Here is a 22,378-nt window from a genome sequence, read left to right as displayed (position 1 = left end):
TAACAAGGGGGGAACAGGAGATCCAAGTCCCCCTTTTTAAGGGGGATTTAGGGGGATCTAATCTGGGCTATAATCACCAGTTTTTGGGTTAAGTTGACACCGATGGATAGCCCCGCCCGTACCCGCCAACTGTCAACCCCAACCTGATAACTGATCACTGACTTTTTGGGATTGAAAATATGAAAACCAGATTACCAAAAGGGATAGTACGAATCATGACCAAATTTAGAAAGGCAAAACGTTTCGTTTTGTTGGGTTTAATATCATTTTTAATGATAATTGTACGATTATCTCAAGTCAATGCTCAGGAGGTTTCTTTTTCCGAATTTAGAGGATATTTAGTGGCTCAACAAGTTACCCCACAACCCTTTGAGCAAGTGATTCAAGGAAGTGAAAAATTAGACGGTTTATTTACAATTTATCAGAAAAAAGAGTCGGGAAAAGTTTATTTAGAATTAAAACCTGAACAATTGAATCAAAATTTTCTGTCTTTTGCCACCTTAGAATCGGGTATTGGAGAACAAGGAATTGTAAGCGGAACTCATCTCAGGGATTTGCTGTTTCAATTCCGTTTGGTGCAAAATCAAATTCAAATTGTTGTTCCTAATATTAATTTTCGGACTGATGAAAACGATCCTCAAATTCGTTCAGTCAATCGTTCTTTCAGTGAATCTGTTTTAAAAACTCTGCCAATTTTAAGTATTCATCCCGAACGAAAAACGGTATTAATTGAAATTAGTGATTTATTTAATAGTGCCAGTGATTTACCCGGATTAATGATTGAATATTCAGAGTTTTTAAAGAATAATTATTCTATTGATCCGAGTAAATCCTATATTTCTCAGATTCAATCCTTTCCTGAAAACGTTGAAATTGAGTCTATATTTGGATTCTCTCTCGGACAATATGGGGAAGCAAAATCGATTCCTTCCTTACCCGATAACCGCACTTTTAATTTAAAAGTTCGCTATAGTTTATTAGCCGTTCCTATTAATAATGGTTATCGTCCTCGGTTAGCCGATGAACGAGTCGGATATTTTACAACCACCTATAAAGATTTATCAGGACGAACAGATCGATCTTCCATTGTTCGTTATATTAATCGCTGGAATTTGGAAAAACAAGACCCTAATGCTGACCTTTCTCCTCCCGTTAAACCGATTACATTTTGGATTGAAAATACGGTTCCTTTAGAATATCGGGATGCGATTCGAGAGGGAATTCTATTCTGGAATAAAGCCTTTGAGCAAGCCGGATTTATTAATGCTATTCAAGTGGAGCAAATGCCCGATAATGCGCCTTGGAATCCGGCGGATGTGCGTTATAATACGATTCGTTGGTCTACCTCCTTTAAATCTCCCTTTAGTGGCTACGGCCCCTCCCATATTAACCCGTTAACTGGAGAAATATTAGATGCTGATATTATTATCGAAAGCAATGGTATTAAAGGTATCCAAGAGGGAGCCGGAGTATTTTTAGGAAATACTTCTGCAATAATATTTGAGGAAGATGGAAATAATAATTCTACCTTGAATACAGCCAATCAAGCTTGCCCAATTGGATTATATGCCTATTCAATGGCTAAAAAATCTCCAACAGAATCTAATCATAAGTCTGCTGCTAATTTTGCTGAAGAAATTTGTTTTCACCAGGCATCTAATGAACAATTAATGATTGGGACAACTGCCTTATCCTTGTTAGAAAATGTTACGCCTAATAGTCCTAAACTAAAAGACTATATTCAACAATATATCCGTCTTTTAATCTCCCATGAAGTCGGGCATACCTTGGGATTAAGACATAATTTTCAAGGTAGCACTCTCCTATCTCCAGAGGAATTAAATAATCCTGAAATCACTCGAACTAAGGGATTAGTCAGTTCAGTAATGGATTATCTTCCGGTTAATTTAGCTCCTCAAGGAACACCCCAGGGCGATTATTTTCCCACCCAAATAGGGCCCTATGATCAATGGGCAATTGAATATGGTTATAAACCGATTGCGAGTCCAACAACAGAAGCAGAATGGCAAGGGTTACAAGAGATTGCTAAACGAGCAAATCAACCGGAATTAGCTTATGCAACGGATGAAGATTTCTGGGGGGTTTTTCTTGACCCAGCCACAAATACAAGAGATTTAAGTAATGATATGTTGAAATATTCTCAATGGCAATTTGATAATGCAGTTGAGATGTGGAAACGGTTAGAAAATTATACCCCTCGTGACGGAGAAGGCTATGATAAAATGCGGAAAATGTTTGATACAATTTTTGATTATTATTCCAGTCAAGCGATTAATTTAACGCTGTATATTGGCGGACAATCTTTTAATCGAACCAGAGCAGGAGAAGGATATCGTCGTTTACCTTTTGAGTCTATTTCGATTGAAAAACAACGCAATGCTTTAAAACTTTTGCAAACTTATGTATTTACCGATGAAATCTTTAAGTTTTCTCCCAATCTATTAAACCAGTTAGCACCTGCGCGTTGGTCAGATTGGGCAAATCCTGATCAAAATAGTGCTTTAGATTATCCTATTACCCGCCGAATTAGTTGGTTTCAGCGTTATATTTTACGCGAATTGTTTGTTTCAACACGGTTATTTCGCTTACGAGATTTAGAGTTAAAAACAACAGCGAATAATGCTTTAAGTTTACCGGAATTATTTGAAACGGTTCAAAATGGAATTTGGGCAGAAATTTTAGCTAATAATGGAGAGATTGAGATTTCTAGTATTCGGCGTTCTTTACAACGGGAACATTTAGAAATTTTGAGTGAGATGGTCTTGCGAAAAATGACCGTTCCTGAAGATGCAGAAACCTTAGCTTGGTATCAACTTCAACAGTTAAATAAACAGTTGGAAACGACGTTAAAACGACATCAAAATAAGATGAATGCCTATACCTTAGCACATTTAGAACAAACTCATAATCGGATTCAAAAAATATTAGAGGCAGAAGTCCAATCGAATTAAGTTTATCTTCAAAAACAGGTGTCTAATGTCAGATCATATAGCCTCAAATCAAACTCCTGATATCAATAAACTCCAAGAGCAAGGAAATAGTTATTTTGAGAAACAACAATTTTTAGACGCTATATCAATTTATGAACAATGTATTTTAGAGTCTCCTGATATTGTTTCTAACTATTGGTATTTAGGATTATCTTGGTTATTGCAAGGAGATTTATTTCAAGCTCAAACGATTTGGTTTTCTGCTTTTACCCAATTTAATTTAGATTTGGAAGCAGCAGAAATCACGGCATTTATAGACTTTTTAAAATCTAAAGCTAGGGATTATTTATCTTTTCAATATTTTCAATTTGCTCAACTAATTTATGAAGCTATATTAGAATGGTGTGATCCTGATATTGAGGTTTATGATAATCTAGGTCATGCCATCGCGCTTCAAGGAGATTTGGAAACAGCAATTCAGATGTGGCAAAAGGCGATTGAATTGCAACCTGATGCTGTTAAAGCTTATCTTAATCAAGCCATTCTTTATCAAAAACTGGAACAGTTTGAAGATGCAATTCGATGTTATCAAGCTGTTATTCAACGTTTTCCAGATTATTTAAGTTATTATCAATTAGGACTCTGTTTAACTCAAATTCAACACTGGGAAGCTGCGATTAATGCGTTTCAAAATGCGATTCAACTTCAACCAAATTATGCACCCGCTTACAGTGATTTAGGAATTAGTTTAATAATTAGGGGATTATTTGAACAAGGGATTGATGCTCTCCAACACGGGATGCAACGACAGCCTCAATTTTATCAAGCTTTAATTTCAAGAGTTCAAGACGAAACTCTATCAACCTCTAATATTAATCCCCTTGCTATTCAACTTTTGAAATTATTATATTTCCCGTTAGAAGCTCAAATAGATTTATATCTTTGTCTCGGTAAAATTTTATCTGATTTTGATCAAAATTCCGCATTAATTTTGCTTAAAAAAGCGCAAGAAATTGCGCCTAATAATTTTGAAGTTTATTTAAGTTCGGGGAATATATTTTATAAGCATAAACAGGATTATTTAGAAGCACTACAATGTTATTTGGGTGCAAATTTGTCAGGTTCTTTATCTGGGATCAATACTGTTAATGATAGTGAATTTTATATTGAAAATAAGAAAGCAATTTATCACTTAGTAGTTGGAAAATGTTGGTTAAAATTAGAAGAATTTCAAAAAGCTATAACCCATTTTAAAGAAGCAATTTATTATCAGCCGAATCTGACTGAAGCTTATTATAATTTAGGTTATAGTTTATTTAATATTGGAGAAATAAATGAAGCAATTTACTGCTTAAAACAATGTTTAAAATTTGATCCTGAATCCGCTTTGTATTTAATGTATTTAGGATTTTTATTGTTCTATAAAAATCAAATTAAAGCAGGTTTATTTTATTTCAAAAAAGCTCTGAAAAATGAATCAAATATTGCTGTTTTGGTTGATAATTTAATCAACTATTTATTGGATGCTGGAAAACTAAAATCCGATCTTGATATTTCAGCAATTCAACCGATTAATCCTCCGACTCAGTTTGATGAATTAACAGAAGATTGGCTCAAAAGTGAACCTTTAAATAAACTGGATTATCTACAAATTTACCCTGAAACCATTGTTAATTTAAAGCCTCCCAAATCCCTTGATTATTCTATTCATTTTAGTTTTAGATTTGGTCAACAGATTCAACTTCCTGCTGCTTTTGTGATTAAAATTCCTAAAGGAAGATTTTGGTTAAGTTCTGATCAAACTCAATCAGCAATTTTAACCAATGAACAGCATTTTTTAGGGGATCTTTCTCCTGAATTTCCTTTATTAAGTCCAAGTCATCCCGCAAAACATCCGAGTCAACATTCTATTTTATCCCAGGGAAAATTACCTCCTATTCATAATATTAACGGCAGGGTTGCTGTTTTAGCAGGACTTTCAAATTCGGTTTATTTTCACTGGATGTTAGATATTTTACCTCGTATTGAATTATTAACAAAAAGTAATTTTAATATAGATAAAATTGATTATTTTATTGTTGATAATCGGTTTAGTTTCCAACAGGAAACTTTAGAATTATTAGGAATTCCCGAAAATCAACAAATTAATATTCATAAACTTCATCATATTCAAGCAAGGGAGTTAATTGTTCCTTCTTTTCCGGGTTGTGTTGCTTGGATGCCAAAATGGACGTGCGATTTTTTAAAACAGCATTTTTTGACTGCTAATTCTATTTCAAATTCACCTTGTTTAAAACGGATTTATATTACTCGAAATTCAGCAAAAAGTCGTCGGATTTTAAATGAGGATGAATTGTTAACGGTTTTAGAACCCTTTGGAGTCAAATCTGTTCAATTAGAATCGATGTCTGTTCTCGAACAAGCGGCGTTATTTTCCCAAGCTGAACTAATTATTGCACCTCATGGGAGTGGTTTAACAAATTTAGTATTTTGTCAACCGGGAACAAAAGTTATTGAGTTATTTTCTCCGAATTATGTCTATCATTGCTATTGGTGGATTAGTAATTTAGTCGAATTAGATTACTATTATTATATTGGCGAAACCCTTCCGGGTTACTATCTTCATCGGTTGACTTATCCTAAACATTTTTCAGAAGATATTTTGATTGATATTAACCAATTTTTGAGTTTGCTGGAAGCAGTAGAAATGGGTTGAAATCTCCCCTATACCCTTTTATAACAATTAAAAATCAAAATAAATATAAGGTAAACCGCCTTCAGGTGCTAATAGCCAAACGGTGAAGAAACTCAGGGGAACTAAAGCCAGTTTTACAGTCCAATTTAACTCTAATTTTAATCCTCGATTTAGGAATGTTGTTAAAGTCATTAATCCAAAAATAGAGGATAATAAAATAACAAGATTGTGTCGTTCTAAACCCAAGGATTCAACATAAACTTTATGAGCAAATTGTACATCAGCCGGATGACCCCATAAATGATTAATCACCCACCAAGAATCTTGTAAATTGGGAATTCTAAAGAAAATCCAAGCGGTAAATACCATTAATTGAGTGATTAACCAAGCGATTAAAACGCCGGGTAAAGTTTTCCAAATCCAGGTAATTGATAATTTTGTAAATATTGATTCTGTGAGGCGATGAATCACTAATGCTAACCCATGTAATCCTCCCCAAACTACAAACCCCCAGGCGGCGCCATGCCAAATTCCAGCGATTAACATTACAATGATTAAATTCAGACAAGTGCGAAATAATCCTACCCTAGAACCGCCTAATGGAAAATATAAATAATTCCGCAACCAATCCCCTAATGTAATATGCCAACGTCGCCAAAAATCGGCAATACTGGTGGTAAAATAGGGAGCATCAAAGTTAATCGGTAAACTCAATCCTAAGAGTAATGCTGTTCCTCTGGCTAAATCGACATAACCGCTAAAATCAAGGTATAATTGTAATCCATAGGCAACGATTGCTAACCATAAATCCCCACTTCCGGCGCGTTGTAAATTAGTGAAACTGAGATCAACTAAAATCCCAATATTATCGGCTAAAAGTCCCTTTTTCATAGCACCTCTAGCCAGTAACCATAATCCATCTGCAATTTGTTCGGGAACAGGGAATTTTAGGGTTTTAAACTGATTATTGAGATGATGATAACGAGTGATTGGCCCGGAAATTAATTTAGCAAAAAATAATTTATAAGCGGTAAATTCGAGTAAAGAAGTTGCTGGGGGTGCGCCTCGATAAACATCGACTAAATAGGCGATTAATTCAAAGCAGAAAAAACTTAACCCTAAAGGAGCCATGACATATTGATCAATCCAACTTCCGGTATTAATAATCAGGGGAATATTCCCGGCTGTTCCGAGGATATTAAAAATAAAGGGTAAATATTTAAACCCTACTAAAATTAAAACATTAATGACAATTCCTAATGTTAATAAAAAAGAGCGCCGACGATTCCAAGAAATATGAGGGATTTCCCATTCTTGCGGTTCTACAATTGTTAAGGCTAAACCAAAGTTAAAGACTGTCCAGAGTAAGAGTAAGGGGATGTATTGAATTTGTAATGTAGAATAGAAAATTAGACTTGCGGTTAATAAAATAAAAAGTCGCCAGGATTTCCAAGGAATAATCCAATATAATCCCCATAAAATTAATAAAAATAGTCCGTAGGTAACTGAAATAAAGGTCATGAATTGTTGACGGTTGACGGTTGACGGTTGGCGGTTGACGGTTGAAGAAGACGCAAGTTAATTATTTTTTCTCCTCCCCTGCTTTCCCTGTTAACCAATAGGTTCGCATTTCGCCTTTACCTTTGATTAAAATCATACCGCGTTCTTCAAATAAATAGTTCTCTTTGAGTTTTTGATAGGTGGTTTGACTGACTTGAATTTGTCCTGATAAACCGTGAGATTCCATCCGAGAAGCAATATTAACTGCATCTCCCCATAAATCATAACTGAATTTTTTTAATCCGATCACTCCGGCAACAACTGGCCCTGTATTCATCCCCATTCTAAGGTTTAATAATTGATTATCCTGTTGACGAAATTGTTGAATAATCTGTTGCATTTCTAATGCCATATCTGCGATCGCTTCTGCATGATCAGGTCTGGGTATTGGAATACCCCCAACGACCATATAAGCATCACCAATGGTTTTAATTTTCTCTAATTGGTATTTATCTGCAAGCCGATCAAATTCTGAAAAAATTTCGTTCAAAAAAGTTACGATTTGTGTGGGAGAACAGCGAGAAGCGAGTCCGGTGAAATCCGTTAGGTCGGCAAATAAAATCGTTGTTTCTTCAAACCGCTCTGCAATACAACCTTGATCTTGTTTTAGCTTTTCAGCGATCGCAAAGGGTAAAATATTGAGTAATAATTGCTCTGATTTATCTTTTTCTAACCGCAGATCTGCTTCAGCCCGATTTCGTTCCAGAGTGGCTTGATAAATTTGATCAAACAGGGTTTTAAAGGTGTCAATTACATCACCTAGTTCATCATTTCTTTTAATTAATTGGGAATAAAATTTTGGGGTAGGCTGGTTATTAATAATAGCTTTTCCCGCTTCAATTAAATCTAATCGCAGTTTTAGAATCGGAAGAATAACGGTTTTTCCTAAAATAAATAAAGTCGTTGAGGTAACAAAAATAGAAATAATTAAAACCAAGCCAGCAATTCTTAAAATATAAGCATAAATATCAGCATAAATACTAGAAGCATCATGGCGAATAATCACCAGATATTTATTTTTGATCAAAACCGTATTACAAGCTACATCATAGCGATCGCCCTGATTTTGACGCAAATATAAGGTTTTTCCTTGTATTGCTTGTGAAAAACTTATAGCGGGAGCCTCACCAAATTGACCAATTAACTTTCCGGTTTGGCTATAAACGGTTCCTCCTAAAATTTCAGGATTCAAATGATGTAAATGACTTAATTGTTGTAAAAGTTCAGCATCAGAATTATAAGGATAAGTTTCAATCATCCAGGCAATTTTACTAGAAGATATTGTAGGTAATTGTTGTAAAAGTTGATTTTGACGTTGATAAACTGAAGGAATTAAAATCATAATTTCCACAAAAATTAAGCTGGAAAATACCCAGATTGCAATTGATCGAGAAAGACGAGCATTCAAAAGTTTAAAAAATAATTTCAGTTGTTTTGACATGAATTGTGATTGCTCCTCTAAATATCTATTTTTTTGGTCAAAATGCCCATCAATAAATTCTGGTAAATTCATTTTTTTGGTTCTACCTTACGATTATTATCAACAATAATTTTTGTTCCTTTTTCCCCAATTTGGATCTATAATTAATCAATCTATTCAAAATTTCACAATGCACAGGCTCTTTCTGAAAATATTACTATCCGAAAACCTCACACCCCTGAAGCCTGATCCAATTTTAAGACGGATTTAGTTAAAATCAGGATAATTTAACTGAAAATAATCTGTCACCATCAATATATAACAGTCACATAGACTGACGCAGCAAACCTAGATGGTGAACTGTTAAACTGTTCCCTATTCCCTGCTATTAATGAGGTTAACCGATGACAATGGAGCCAAATTCATCCTCATCTCATCCCCAAGGCGTTCAGGAGAACCCTGAAAACCTGAATGGTGGGGTACTTCAGCCTTCCGAACCTCCTCAGCCCCAACCCCCAATGGAGGAGATACAACTGAACGCTGGGGAATCTTGGGAGATCGAAAACCCAGATCTAACCCTAGAGGATGATCCCAATTATCTATCGGGTTCAATTGTGGTGCTATCGGCGATGGCATTGATGATTTTAGCGTTAGGAGTCGATAATATTACCCTAGGATATGCCAGCGCCTTAGCGACATTGGTAGTCTCCCTACGCTTAATCTGGTCAGGTTGGGGCAAAGTTTGGACAACCTTAATTCCGGCAAGTTGGCGGAGTTTAATTATTGCTTGTTTTGGGATTTTAGGCTCTTTAATTGGGTTAGTCATTTTTAGTAATGCTAACACAGAAAATGAAATCAGTAATATTACAATTAATTGGGATGCGATTGGCGCTTTGGGGGATTTAGGAGGAGCATTAGGTCAAATTTTAATTGCTATTCTCGCCGTTTATGTGGCTTGGAGACAGTATATTATTTCCAGAGATTTAACGATGCAACAAAACCGAATTACCCAACAACAAACCATTGATGCTTATTTCCAAGGGGTTTCGGATTTAGCATTAGGAGAACAAGGATTATTAGAAGATTGGCCCCAAGAACGGGTAATTGCTGAAGGACGAACCTCTGCGATTGTTAAAAGTGTGGATTCTGAAGGAAAAGCTAAAATTCTGCGGTTTTTATCCCAAGCTAAATTAATTACTCCGTTACAACGCGATCGCCATCTCGGACGTCCGATGTTAGATGGAAATGGTAATTATGCAGAAGATCGCGCTCATGGGGTGCGAGTGATTGATTTAGGGGCGATGTTAGCGGGTGCAGATTTATCTCAAACTGACCTCCGACGCACAGATTTAAGTGATGCGAATTTAGTTAAAGCTAATTTAAGGGGATGTGATTTAGTTCGGGCTAATTTAGCGAGATCTATTCTCTATGAAGCCAATTTATCTTATACAAATTTGCGTGCTATAAGACTGTTTTATGGTTCCCCAGAAACAGCATCTCCCCGCAGTCGCACATTAATTCCTGATTTTACTACGGGAGAACATACGGGGGCTGTTGTTGAAAATGCTGACTTTACTGGGGTCGATAATTTATCTGAAGAAAATCGCTATTATTGTTGTGCATGGTGTGGTTCTCAATCTCGAAAAACTATCCCTGGAGGTTGTGAAGGAATTCCGAATAAATTAGAGCGATAATTATTGGGGGAAACACCAAGAGACTAAGACACTAAGAATTAGAGGGATCATCAAGGGGTATTAAAGTTGTCGGGGCGGGTTTTCTGTCAACCTTGAATACTCACCAAACCCTCCTCGGCGGTGTTCTCTATTGATGATGGATTTTTTCTAATAAAAGTTCAACAATTTCAGTAGACATTAACGCGAAGGTTAATAGAAGTTCAATCAGAAGGAATAAGGGAAGTAAAACAATTTGAGCCAGCCAGAGTAAAATTTTATTGCTATTTTTCATTTGAGTTTGAGCCGTCATCATTCGTAGCGCCCGAACTAATATTCGGATTAAGCGGATTCTATAGCTAATTTTTAAATCTTTAACTTTGGGATTATCAAATTGAATTTGACCCGAATTAAAGATTTTATTTAACGTTGAAATTGAACTTTGAGTATGAATTTCTGAAACGTTTAAATGTAGCCAAGTTAAGCCACAAAGTCTTCCTAAAATAAAATCCTGTTCTCGATATTTTTTATCGAAAAATCCGCCAAAAGCATTGAGAAAATCTGAGGCTAATAGTTGATCAGCATCCGTCGGTTTTTCGACTACAGGCGTTTTAAATAAGTAGCGAAATTTTTGATAAAGATGTTCCAGTTCATTTCTCGCTTCTAAATTCTCAATGGCTGGAATTTGATTTAAAATTAAAGGTGTAATCGGTGATAATTGAATATGATGATATGGAATTGCTTTTTCTAAGTCAGCTTTAATTTGAGAAATTGTCTCCCCAGACGAGTTTTTTGACAAAGTTTCTAAATGGGATAATATCTTTTCTTTGTAATCGACTTGTTCATTAATTTTAACTATCTGTTTTAACTGTATCGCATCTTGTTGAATCGATGGAATTTTTAATCCCCCAAACAACAAATCAAACAAATTAAAATCGTTCTTTTTCAAGCTGGGTTTACTTTCTAAATTTTCTAAAGAATAGGGAGAAACATAAACATAAAGTCGCTGATCTCGTTCTGTTTTGACACTGCGGTTAAATTCATGACTAAATTTAATAAAATCTCGACCTTCCTCTTGAATTAAATAGTCTGAATTGGGAGAAGAACTTAATTGAATACTGGCTTCTAAATCAATCGCTTTCAGAATCGGTAAATTATCTAAAATTCCACCATCACTATACCAAAAATTAAGTTGTTCTCCATTCCCCTTTGGACAAAACATTGGTAATGCTGAATCTAGCTGTTGTTCACCGGAATCAGAGCAAATTTTAAAATAAGCCGGACTGAGATTTTTTAAGTTATAACTTTTAATACTAGACGCATCTTGAACCGGAGGAAAAGCTAAGGGAAACGCCCCAGAAATTAAGCTAGTATCAATCACTTTTCCCCAGATATTTTGTAAGCGATTATCTTGGCGATTTAACTCAGAATGAAACAAAAAGCGACGAGTTTCTGCATGATTAATAGCAGGAACACCGGAATAATTCTGACATTTATTTTCATAAGTTACTAATAGTCCTTGTAAATTCGTGACCGTCATTATTAAAGCTAAAGGTTGATGAACTTTAAGTTGATCTGTATTTTCAGTAATTAAATTAGCAATATTTTTAATCCCTTTTGGAGACAATAAACTCTCATTTTGACTTTTAAATAAATTCTTTAAGGCTTGACGGTAATCTTCAATCGCAAAAACCGTATCAATATCTTTCATATCGGCCCGTTCTACCCAAGCTCTTTCTAAAAGATTTTGGGATTCATATTCACTATCGGGAATCTCTCGATTTAATAAATAATAAGCTGTAATAGCTCCCGTCATCGCTCCCGCAGAGGCGCCTGTAATCAAATCTATTAACAGGGGAGAATTGTCTTTTCTCGCCTGTCTAACTAATTCAAAACACACCCCAGCCATGTAAGCTCCGAGGGCAATTCCTCCTGATAAATTAAGAGCAATAGGACGAGGGTTAGGAGAGGAATTTGTTAATACCATAACAACTCATTGAGGGTCAGAAATATAATAAAACCAATATTGATTACTCTAATAGAAAAGCTCACAAAAGTCAAGGATTATTGAAAAGGGAAAAAGGCATCCGATCGGGTTAGTGCTATTAATAATTAATGAAATCTGGTGTACAAATAGCAGGAAATCCAAATAATCGTAGGGGCGAGGCGCGCCTCGCCCCTACACACCGAATTTGTGTCCATTTTTTGGGGTTAATAATCTTGATCATTATGAGTGTACAATTCATTTAGACTTGCTATATGACCCTGTTATTATCCATAGAGAAATAGAAGAATGACCCATACACTAACTAATATTAACTCCTTTATTGACTACGCCCGAACTTTGAAAGGTGACGAAAAAGGGGAGGCGCAAGTATTTTGCGATCGCCTGTTTCAAGCATTTGGTCATCAAGGTTATAAACAAGCCGGAGCAGAACTAGAATATCGGATAAAAGCCAAAGGGAAAACCACAAAATTTGCTGATTTATTGTGGCGACCTCGATTATTATTAGAAATGAAAAAACGAGGAGAAAAACTAGAAAAATACTATCAACAAGCTTTTGAATATTGGTTAGAATTAGTGCCCCAACGTCCTAAATATGTAGTGCTTTGTAATTTTGATGAATTTTGGATTTATGATTTTGATCTTCAGCTTAGGGAACCTGTAGATCGGGTAAGTTTGGAAGAATTACCGGATCGTTTTACTGCTTTTAACTTTCTGTTTCCCGAAAATAAACAGCCTGTATTTAATAATAATAAAATTGATGTAACTCGAAATGCTGCTAATAAAGTAGCTCAAGTTTTTAATCGTTTAGTAGAGCGAGGGGAAACAGTAGAAACGGCTCAACGGTTTATTCTTCAGTGTGTAGTCGCTTTGTTTGCTGAAGATATTGATTTACTTCCCAGAGGTTTATTCACTGAATTTTTAACAAATTGCCAAACCAATCGATTTAGTTCTTATGATTTAATTGGGGGTTTATTTCGACAGATGGGAAGCGATCGCCCGGCTCCTCAAAACAGTCACTATCATAATGTACCCTATTTTAATGGGGGAATTTTCTCAACAATTGAACCCATACACCTTACCCGAAGCGAAATTGACTTATTATTAGAAGCAGCAACAGAACGCTGGTCAAAAGTAGAACCTGCGATTTTTGGCGGGTTATTTGAGTCTAGTATGGGTAAAGAAGAACGTCATGCGTTAGGTGCTCACTACACCAGCGAAGCCGATATTCAAAAAGTAGTTTTGCCGACGATTATCCGCCCTTGGCGAGAACGAATTGAAGCCGCCAATACCTTAAAAGACTTACTGGCACTTCGACAAGAATTAATTAATTTTAAAGTTCTTGATCCCGCTTGTGGGAGTGGTAACTTTCTGTATGTTGCTTATCGAGAAATCAAGCGACTAGAAGCCCAATTACTCACTAAGATTCATCAAAACTTTACCCGTGCTGCTAATACGATTGGTACGATGTCGTTAGTAAAAACTAGCCAATTTTATGGTATTGATATTAAACCCTTTGCAGTGGAATTAGCCAAAATCACCTTAATGTTGGCTAAAAAATTAGCCCTGGATGAAGAAAATAAGTCCCTTAATGGGGTGCAGATGAACTTAGCATTAGACATGGATCAAGCGTTACCTCTTGATAATTTAGATCAAAATATTCGCTGTGATGATGCTTTATTTTGTGATTGGATAAAAGCGGATACAATTATTGGCAATCCACCCTATCAATCGAAAAATAAAATGCAGCAGGAATATGGTGCTGCTTATGTACACCGACTCCGAGAAAAATATCCTAAAATACCAGGAAGGGCTGATTTTTGTGTCTATTGGTTTCGCCGCGCCCATGATGAATTAAAACCTAATGGACGCGCCGGACTTGTTGGTACAAATACCATCCGACAAAATTATTCTCGTGAAGGCGGTTTAGATTATATTGTGGGCAATGGTGGCACAATTACTGAAGCAATTTCTACTCAAGTTTGGTCAGGGGATGCGGTAGTTCATGTTTCTATTGTTAACTGGATTAAAGGCGAACAACAGGGCAAAAAGAAACTTTTTACTCAATTTGGAGATGATCAAAATAGCTCTTGGGAAATTGCCGAATTAGATACAATCAATTCCGCTTTGTCTGCAAAACTTGATGTGACTCAAGCTAAAAAGTTATCAATTAATGCTAATTCAGAAGCTTGTTATCAAGGGCAAACCCACGGACATGAGGGATTTTTATTGAGTTATAATCAAGCTCAAATGATGTTAAGAGATCCTTTAACTAAAGCTGTAATTTACCCTTATTTAACAGGAGATGAACTTCTAAGTCATCCCCACAGTTTGCCTTCTCGATACGCAATTGATCTAAATAACTGTCAAGATATTTTTGCAGCAATGCAGTATGGAAAAGCGTTTGAGCATATCAAACTTTATGTGATGCCAGCAATGCAAGCTAATGCTGAGAAAGAAAAACAGGAAACAAATAGAGAAACAGGCCCGCGTCAGTCTCATTTTCAGCGATGGTGGAAATTTTGGAGAGGACGGCCTGAGATGCTGAATAAAATTTCTAAAATTACTCGATATATTGTTTGTGCAAGAGTCACTAAACGCCCAATTTTTGAATTTATTCATAACAACATTCATCCGAATGATGCTTTGCAAGTATTTTCCTTAAATGATGATTACTCATTTGGTATTCTTCAATCTGGAATTCATTGGTCTTGGTTTATGGCGCGTTGTTCAACTTTAAAGGGCGATTTTCGCTACACATCTAACACAGTTTTTGATTCTTTCCCGTTTCCTCAATCCCCAACATTAACACAGGTTAAAAAAGTAGCTGCATCAGCCGTGAAATTACGACAATTACGACGTAAAGTGATGACAAAAAATCAGTGGAGTTTAAGAGAACTCTATCGCACTTTGGATTTACCCGGAGATCATCTCCTCCGCAAAGTTCAAGCCGAACTCGATACAGCCGTGGGAGAAGCTTATGGAATAAAACCAAAAGATGACCCCTTAAAGTTGCTATTAGAATTAAATTTTGAAATCGCAAATCGGGAATCTCAAGGTTTATCTGTTGTCGCTCCAGGTTTGCCACCTATTGTTAACAATGCTGAGGAATTTATTACAGAAGATTGTGTTAGAATGCCAGAATAAAAAATAGAATTAGCACACAAAATGTTGAGCATTGCAGAGACTCAAAAATTGTGGCAACCCCTGGCTCATCGGTTAGTAATTCCCCGCGATGAAGCGAGTTATCAACAGCTTGTGGAATGGCTGGATCAACTCATTGATGAAGTGGGCGAAGATGAACAACATCCCCTCGCCTCACTCATGGATATTCTGGGTATCTTAATTGAAAATTATGAAAATGAGCATATTCCTGAACTTCAAGGATGATTAATGCCTCCTAAAACCTAAACTTGTTTTCCTCCTGTTCCCTATTCCCTTCAAGATTGAAGTTTAGCTTTAGGACGCAAAAACTTGACAATTGGATATAAATCTGGGTCAGTTTTAGCTTCCTCCCGATAACGAGTATTTAGATCAATAGCTTGCTCTAAATGTTCAACAGCTAATTCTGTTTGACGTTGTTGAGCATAACTAAGGGCTTTATTATAGTAAGCATCAGCATAATCGGGCTTTAATTCTAACGCTCGATCTAAACTTTCTAACGCTTCTTTTCCCCGTTTTAACTTAATTAAAACATAACCTCGATAATTCCAGGCTTTAGAATTATCAGGATCAAATTCAATCGCTTGATCAAAAGATGTCACCGCATCTGAATAACGTTCAATGGCTTGTAACGCCATCCCCCGATTTAACCACGCCACCCCATCTTCGGGTTTAACTTTCACCGCTTGATCAAAGGCTTCAAAGGCATCTTGATGTTTTTGTAATTTACCATAAGTTACGCCTAAATCTACCCAAGCTTGATGATAATCGGGTTTAATTTCTAAGGCTTTTTTATAAGATGCGATCGCTTCATTTTGACGTTTTAATCGACTTAAAGCCATCCCTCGATTTAGCCAAGCTCGATAATCATTCGGTTGTAATTCTACAACTTGATGAAACGCTCCTAAAGCTTCTTCATAACGTCCTTCGGCAAATAAAACATTCCCCTGTTGAACATAATCATCGACGTTTAAAAATAGCTCCGGTTTATTCGATTGTAACCGTTCTAATTGATCCGTAATTGTTTCAATTTTTTGCATCATTTCTGATACCGCCGATTCCACTAAAGCGGTCGGAGCAATTGCCGCTAATTCCTTGAGAATTTCATCTTTTCTCGTTAACGCTTCCGACTGCATTGCCACTAATTCTTGATAAATTCCCGCTTTTTGAGTATTAGCATCTGCTTGAACTTCTGTTAACTGTTCCGTTAACATGGTGTCAAATTTATCCAATTTCTTAAAAGTAGAATCCTTGCGGGTTTGTAAATCCCCTCTTAACTGTTCAATTACCCCATTCACATCTTGATCAAACTTCTCTAACCGTTGGACAATACGTTCTTTTTGGGTTTTCCATCCCGCCTGACTATCGGCAATAATCCCAGCATAGTCTACTTCTAATTGTTGTAATCGTTGTAACTTTTCATCTACCTGGGTCTGAATTTGCTGTTGATAGGTAGCGAGTTGGGTTTCCGCTTGCTGTTCTAACTGTTGAATTCTTTGGAGTTTCTGCTCCATTTGTCCCTGAATTCTGCCTTGAGAATCAGAGAGTTTTGTAACGGCATCATTGCCAAATTTCTCTAAGTTTCTCAACGCTAAATCAATTTGTTCTTGAGCTTTTTGTTCCGATTTAATCCGAATTTCTTCTAATTGCGGTGCAAAATCGGTTTCATATCGTTCTAAACGAGCAAATACCCGATCTTTTTGGGTTTCTGCCTGTTTTTGCAGTTGGGATAACTCTTGAACTAATTCCGCTTCAATTTGTTGTAAATTCTGACCTACGGTATTTTTTTGTCCTTCCACATCAGTTTGCCAACCGGACACCGTTGTTCTGAATTCTACACTTACTTGTTCTAGGCTTTGGAAGAGGCGATCGCGTTGATTTTGAACTTGATGTTGTAATTCCGATAATTGGGTCGTTAAAACCGTTTCTGATTGTTTAAAATGCTCTAAAACCGTATTTTTTTGTCCATCTACATCCGCTTGTAACCCCGTAAGATGGTTGGCGTAATTCGTTCCCAGTTTATCTAAATTTTGTAAGATTAAATTTTGTTGATTACTGGCTCGGTTTTGTAAATCTGACAGTTGTTTAGAAAACTCAATTTCTAAGTGATGAAGTTGTTGCTCAACCTGTTGAGTTTCTTCTTGAAAGTCTTGTAAAGCCCGTTGACGAACTTGGGATAATTCCGTTAACCATTCCCCAATTTGACTGCGTTGGCTTCCTAATTCATCCTGAAAATTATGGGTTTCTAAATGCAAATCTTCAGCAATGCGATCGGTTTCTTGAATTACCGCTTGCATTTGTTGATTGGCGGCTGCTATTTTGCCTTCTAAATCCCCTAATTCATTCAGATGATTTTTAACAATAATCGTTACTTCTCGAACAACAGAACGCCGCAATAACCATAATCCCACTAAGGTTGCTGCTAATAAAATCCCTAAGAGTCCTAACAACAGATTAAACAGCGTCATTGTCTGTTTAAAGGCCCGTTGAGCTTCCGCTTGAACCTGTTCTTGTAAGCGCTGCTGTTCTCGCAGTTGTTCGAGTTCCAGTCGATCCGTCGGGGATATCTTTTCAGTCGGAGTCGTGGGTTTCGGCTCTGGAGACTTCAGGGGTTGAGACTGAGCAACGCTGACTCCCGCCGACAGTAATACTAACGTCAAAATGGCGCTGCTTCGGGATACCCACGCCAAAAAATCAAGACGCTTACGAGATGCAGCACCAGCATTAGCCTGCTGATCCTGTTGCGTAAATAGCTTTGTCTGCTTAACCAAGTCCGAGTTCTCCAACCCATCCTTTATAGTTTGACACATTTCGGGTTTGGGTTGACGTTTGACTATTGACTGTTGATTATCGTCTTCTTTTATTCTTCCCCTCCTCCTGGCCAGTACGGACAGAGACTAAGGTAGCAAACCTATAGGGGTAAGATCTACTCATCAGGATTAGAAGTCTGCTTAAATGGAGAGGTAAATTTGCGATCCTTGACTGGTTTTATGCACTTCAATTCGAGCTTGAAAGGCTTCTTTTAAACTGGGAATATGAGTAACAGTCAGAATACAAGCAAAATCAGAGGCGATCGCATTAATAGCAGCAATTAACCGATCGCATCCTTCCGCATCTTGGGTTCCAAAACCTTCATCAATAATTAACATTTGTAGAGACGTTCCCGCCCGTTGTGCTAATAATTTAGCTAAGGCTAAACGAATCGCAAAATTAATTCTAAAAGCTTCCCCCCCAGAATAGGTTTCATAAGAACGAGTTCCCCTCGCATCTGCTATTAGAATTTCTAAGGTTTCAATCATTTTAGCTGTTTTTTTGGTAGAGCGACTACCGCGTCCGGTGCGTTGCGTTACGAATTGAACATGAAGTTGATTAGCAGATAATCGAGATAAAATTTGATTGGTTTCTGCTTCTAATTGCGGTAAAATATTCTCAATCATTAACGCTTGAATCCCATTTTTGCCAAAGGCTTGCGATAATTCTTGATAAACCCGATATTGACGGCGGACGGTATCTAATTGAGTTTTAAGTTCCGTTTGTTGAACATTTAACTGATCAATTTGAGTTTGTTGTTGTTGTAAACTTCCCAATTGACCTAAATAACTATCTAATTTTAGCCGTTGTTGTTGAATCAATTGCTCTAACTGTTTTAACGCTTCTGTGGGGTCGGGAGTTTCTTTTAATTGCTGTTGTAATAGTTCGATTTGACCTTGAATTCCTTGCAAATTCTTTGCTCGTTCTTGGGTTAGGGTTTCTAATTCTTCAATGCGTTGTTGAAGAATTGGATATTGTTGTTTGGCTTGGTTTAATTGTTCGGTACGAGTTAACCAAACTTGAGCTTGACGTAACTGGGAACGGATGCGATTATGTTCTTCTACATTATAACCCATTTGATTAATTTTTTGCTCTAACGCTAGAATTTCTTGTTGAATTTCAGAATTATTTTTCTGTTCGCTCAAGGTTTGGGTTAAGGTTTGAATTTGAGTTTCTAATTCAGGTTTTTGAACCTGAATTTTATTTAATTTGTCTTGAGCATCTCGAATTTGACTATATTTAATTTCCGCCCAACGCCACCTTTTTTCCTCATTTCTGGCTAAAGCATGGCTTTGTTCATTATAATTAAGTTGGCTTAACTTCTGCTCTAAATTCTGCAATTCTGCATATAAATCCGTTGCATAATTACCTGTTTCTAATAGGGTTTGAACCGCCTTTTGTTCTAAAACCAGTTGTTGTAAGTGTTGTTCATCTTGATACAAACTTTCTAACTGAGCTTGAATTTTTACCCGATGTTCTCGCAATTCTTCGTAGGGTAATAAATCTTGTTGAATTTGTCGGTATTCCTCCTGTAAAATTTTCAGTTCTCGATCCGCAACCACTAACTGCTCATGAATAACCCAAATTTGGTTTCTGAATTCCTGTTGTTGGTTTTGATGTTTAGAAATAACTAAATTCCAGTGATGTTCATCTAAGGGGCGATCGCACAGAGGACAGGGGGGAAATTGCGATCGCAACAAAGGTAATTCGGCGGTTTCTGTTTCCTCTGTTTCCGATTTTGATAACAGTTGAATTTTCTGCTCTAGTTCTGTTAATTTTTCTTCATAATCCCGTTTAACATTATTCAAGCGATCGATAAAATGATGACGTTCCTGTCCCTTTTCTCTGACTCGCAGTTGATAGACTTTTTTCTTATCTAATTCCGTAATTTGATCAGCAGTGGTTTGTAATTGTGCTTCTAATTGGGGGCGATGATGTTGGAGCGTTCGTTGAAGTTTTCCTACAGAGGTTTTTAATTCCTCTAACCTTGCTTGTTGACGAGATTGAGCCCGATCTAACTCCGTTTGAATCCGTTGACGATGTTGTAAAATTGGGGTAACTTCTAATTGCAATTGATCAAACTGATTTAAACGAGTTCGAGCCGTTTGTAACTGTTCTAACCCGGCTTCAATATCGGGTTTTTGGCTTAAACTTTGTAAATAATCCTGTTCCTGTTGAGTCAACGCTTCTAAACGAGCTTGTAGGGTTTGAATTTGTTGTTGTAAGGTATTAAGATGTTGACGTTGTTGTTCTTGTAACTGTTGACGACGCTGTTGAGAATCTTGATAAATTTTAAATTGAGCCGATAGGGTTTCTTCGGTAGTTTGTAGGGTGATAAAATTATTATATCCGGCTTGAATTTCTGTTTCCTGTTGTAATACCGCTTCAAGTTCCTGACGTTGGCGTTGTGTCGTGGCTAATTCCTGTTGTAAACGTCGATAATCTTGAGCAAAAGTCTGATGTTGTTGTTGTTGTCCGGTTAATAATTTTTCCCAAGCTTGACGATGATGTTGTTGCGCTTGTAACTGTTGATAATTATCCCGGTCTTGGATTTGTTTTTCTTGCAGATGATCAACGGTATTTTGGAGTTGAATAATCTCCTGTTCAAGTTGACATTTTTGTTCAATTTGGGCTTGATTTGCAGTTAAAGTTTGTTCTAAAACTTCCCCCTGGGCTTTATAGTCACGCGCTGAGTCTTTGGCTTTTTCTGATAAGCCATCATATTGATCTAATTTTAACAAACTCGCCAGAATTTCTTTGCGTTCGGCTGGACGTTTGATCATGAATTCATCCGCTTTTCCCTGACGCAAATAGGCGGAATTAGTAAAAGTATCGTAATCTAATTTTAAGTAGTCTATAATTTTCTGTTGGGTGGCTAATATTCCCTTTTCTGTTAGGGGACGAAACTTAATTTTATCTAAATCTTCAATTTCTTGTAAAACGGTGGTTGCGACTTGAAATTCTAACGCTCCTGATTGACCTCGGCGGCGGTTACGAATCACCCGATATAAGTTTCCCTGACTAATAAATATAAAATCAACCTGGGTTTCTAATTCTCCCATATAGATAATATCATCCTTCGATTCTGCCCGACTCTCCCCCCAAATTGCCCAAGCCATTGCTTCTAATAAAGATGACTTTCCCGACCCATTAGAACCGCAAATACAAGCGGTATGTAATCCACTAAAATCTAGGGTCGCTTCTCGGTAGCTAAGGAAATTTTTTAGGGTCAGTTTTTGGGGAATCATAGGTTTTCACAACTGTAAATAGGGAATTTTTAGGAGGTTGCTGCATTGATCAATATTATTTTAACGCAATTTGTGTTAGTTGGACTACAACAAAAATAGAGAAGGGGATAAACTCAGTACCATGAAGCTACAACCTCTAGGATTATCGCAAAACTCAAAATACAGAAATACAGTTAGAATTAGATTTTCAGGAGGATTAATCTATGACGTTTAATAAAGCTCATCCCTATCTTTCCCCCGAAGAATATTTAGAATCAGAAAAAAATAGCCCGATTAAACATGAATATATCCAAGGTAAAATTTATGCAATGGCTGGAGCGAGTGATGCTCACGTCACTATTACCGCTAACTTACTGGCTATGCTAAGAAATCATATTCGGGGAAGCGGTTGTCGTGTTTATTTTGCTGATATGAAAGCCCGGATTGAAAGTTTAAATATTTTCTACTATCCTGATATTATGGTGACTTGCGACTCACGCGATGTTAATTTTGAATATTTTAAATGCTATCCCTGCTTGATTATTGAAGTAATTTCATCCTCTACAGAAGCCTTTGATAGAGGGGATAAATTTATCGATTATCAAGAATTAGAAACCTTGGAAGAATATGTATTAATTAGTCAAAACCGCCAGCGCATTGATTGTTTTCGACGGAATACAGAGGGGAGATGGGAGCTTTATAGTTATCGAGGAAATCAAGAACTAGAGTTAACCTGTGTTAATTTCTCTGGTTCTCTTGCTGCTGTTTATGAAGATGTTTCTTTCCCTGAAAGTTTTATAGCACTACGCGAAAGGGAACAGGGAACAGGGAACAGGGAACAGTAAGAAGTGAAAGGGTTTCAAGATTTAGAAATGTC

At 36.7% G+C, this 22,378-nt stretch carries 11 protein-coding genes; 6 read left to right on the top strand and 5 right to left on the bottom strand.

What is annotated here, in order from left to right:
* Positions 1-272 precede the first annotated feature (272 nt).
* Positions 273-2,972, top strand: coding sequence for a zinc-dependent metalloprotease (locus PL8927_RS00080; protein ID WP_231505863.1), 2,700 nt, complete (start codon positions 273-275; stop codon positions 2,970-2,972).
* A gap of 25 nt (positions 2,973-2,997) precedes the next feature.
* Entirely contained in the window at positions 2,998-5,667 is a 2,670-nt protein-coding gene (locus tag PL8927_RS00075; protein WP_083616300.1) for a tetratricopeptide repeat protein, read from the top strand.
* A gap of 27 nt (positions 5,668-5,694) precedes the next feature.
* Here PL8927_RS00075 and PL8927_RS00070 read toward each other — a convergent pair whose 3' ends face one another.
* Both PL8927_RS00070 and PL8927_RS29065 read right to left on the bottom strand, forming a co-directional pair.
* Entirely contained in the window at positions 5,695-7,167 is a 1,473-nt protein-coding gene (locus PL8927_RS00070) for an MBOAT family O-acyltransferase (protein WP_083616298.1), read from the bottom strand.
* Between the two features lie 61 nt (positions 7,168-7,228).
* Positions 7,229-8,719, bottom strand: coding sequence for an adenylate/guanylate cyclase domain-containing protein (locus tag PL8927_RS29065; RefSeq protein ID WP_407947364.1), 1,491 nt, complete (start codon positions 8,717-8,719; stop codon positions 7,229-7,231).
* A 317-nt stretch (positions 8,720-9,036) separates the two neighbouring features.
* Between PL8927_RS29065 and PL8927_RS00060 the strand changes: the two genes are divergently transcribed.
* The gene (locus PL8927_RS00060; RefSeq protein ID WP_083616304.1) at positions 9,037-10,320 is read left to right on the top strand and encodes a pentapeptide repeat-containing protein; all 1,284 of its coding nucleotides are present in this window, start codon (positions 9,037-9,039) and stop codon (positions 10,318-10,320) included.
* 127 nt (positions 10,321-10,447) lie between these two features.
* On the opposite strand, the gene PL8927_RS00055 is transcribed toward PL8927_RS00060, so the two are convergent.
* Entirely contained in the window at positions 10,448-12,283 is a 1,836-nt protein-coding gene (locus PL8927_RS00055; RefSeq protein ID WP_083616295.1) for a patatin-like phospholipase family protein, read from the bottom strand.
* A 306-nt stretch (positions 12,284-12,589) separates the two neighbouring features.
* Between PL8927_RS00055 and PL8927_RS00050 the strand changes: the two genes are divergently transcribed.
* Positions 12,590-15,448, top strand: a complete 2,859-nt coding sequence (locus tag PL8927_RS00050; RefSeq protein WP_083616293.1) for a class I SAM-dependent DNA methyltransferase — start codon at positions 12,590-12,592, stop codon at positions 15,446-15,448.
* 21 nt (positions 15,449-15,469) lie between these two features.
* The gene (locus PL8927_RS00045) at positions 15,470-15,691 is read left to right on the top strand and encodes a hypothetical protein (RefSeq protein ID WP_083616291.1); all 222 of its coding nucleotides are present in this window, start codon (positions 15,470-15,472) and stop codon (positions 15,689-15,691) included.
* 50 nt (positions 15,692-15,741) lie between these two features.
* Here the strand turns inward: PL8927_RS00045 and PL8927_RS00040 are convergent, their stop codons facing one another.
* Both PL8927_RS00040 and PL8927_RS00035 read right to left on the bottom strand, forming a co-directional pair.
* The gene (locus tag PL8927_RS00040; protein ID WP_197047266.1) at positions 15,742-18,234 is read right to left on the bottom strand and encodes a tetratricopeptide repeat protein; all 2,493 of its coding nucleotides are present in this window, start codon (positions 18,232-18,234) and stop codon (positions 15,742-15,744) included.
* Between the two features lie 180 nt (positions 18,235-18,414).
* Positions 18,415-21,522 carry an AAA family ATPase gene (locus PL8927_RS00035; RefSeq protein ID WP_083616287.1) on the bottom strand — a complete coding sequence of 1,036 codons (3,108 nt, stop codon included), beginning with the start codon at positions 21,520-21,522 and terminating at the stop codon, positions 18,415-18,417.
* Positions 21,523-21,725: 203 nt separating this feature from the next.
* Here PL8927_RS00035 and PL8927_RS00030 point away from each other — a divergent pair, with 203 nt between their 5' ends.
* On the top strand, positions 21,726-22,346 hold the full coding sequence (locus PL8927_RS00030; protein ID WP_083616285.1) for a Uma2 family endonuclease: 621 nt from the start codon (positions 21,726-21,728) through the stop codon (positions 22,344-22,346).
* The last annotated feature ends 32 nt before the right edge of the window (positions 22,347-22,378 follow it).

Origin of the sequence: Planktothrix serta PCC 8927, assembly GCF_900010725.2 — a bacterium.
Taxonomy (GTDB): Bacteria; Cyanobacteriota; Cyanobacteriia; order Cyanobacteriales; family Microcoleaceae; genus Planktothrix; species Planktothrix serta.
This window is presented reverse-complemented; position numbering and strand designations above follow the sequence as displayed.

Bases quoted from the DNA above. Each gene is read 5' to 3' on its own strand.
- PL8927_RS00080 (WP_231505863.1), top strand. From the start codon at position 273: ATGATAATTGTACGATTATCTCAAGTCAATGCTCAGGAGGTTTCTTTT.
- PL8927_RS00075 (WP_083616300.1), top strand. From the start codon at position 2,998: ATGTCAGATCATATAGCCTCAAATCAAACTCCTGATATCAATAAACTC.
- PL8927_RS00070 (WP_083616298.1), bottom strand. From the start codon at position 7,167: ATGACCTTTATTTCAGTTACCTACGGACTATTTTTATTAATTTTATGG.
- PL8927_RS29065 (WP_407947364.1), bottom strand. From the start codon at position 8,719: ATGAATTTACCAGAATTTATTGATGGGCATTTTGACCAAAAAAATAGA.
- PL8927_RS00060 (WP_083616304.1), top strand. From the start codon at position 9,037: ATGGAGCCAAATTCATCCTCATCTCATCCCCAAGGCGTTCAGGAGAAC.
- PL8927_RS00055 (WP_083616295.1), bottom strand. From the start codon at position 12,283: ATGGTATTAACAAATTCCTCTCCTAACCCTCGTCCTATTGCTCTTAAT.
- PL8927_RS00050 (WP_083616293.1), top strand. From the start codon at position 12,590: ATGACCCATACACTAACTAATATTAACTCCTTTATTGACTACGCCCGA.
- PL8927_RS00045 (WP_083616291.1), top strand. From the start codon at position 15,470: ATGTTGAGCATTGCAGAGACTCAAAAATTGTGGCAACCCCTGGCTCAT.
- PL8927_RS00035 (WP_083616287.1), bottom strand. From the start codon at position 21,522: ATGATTCCCCAAAAACTGACCCTAAAAAATTTCCTTAGCTACCGAGAA.
- PL8927_RS00030 (WP_083616285.1), top strand. From the start codon at position 21,726: ATGACGTTTAATAAAGCTCATCCCTATCTTTCCCCCGAAGAATATTTA.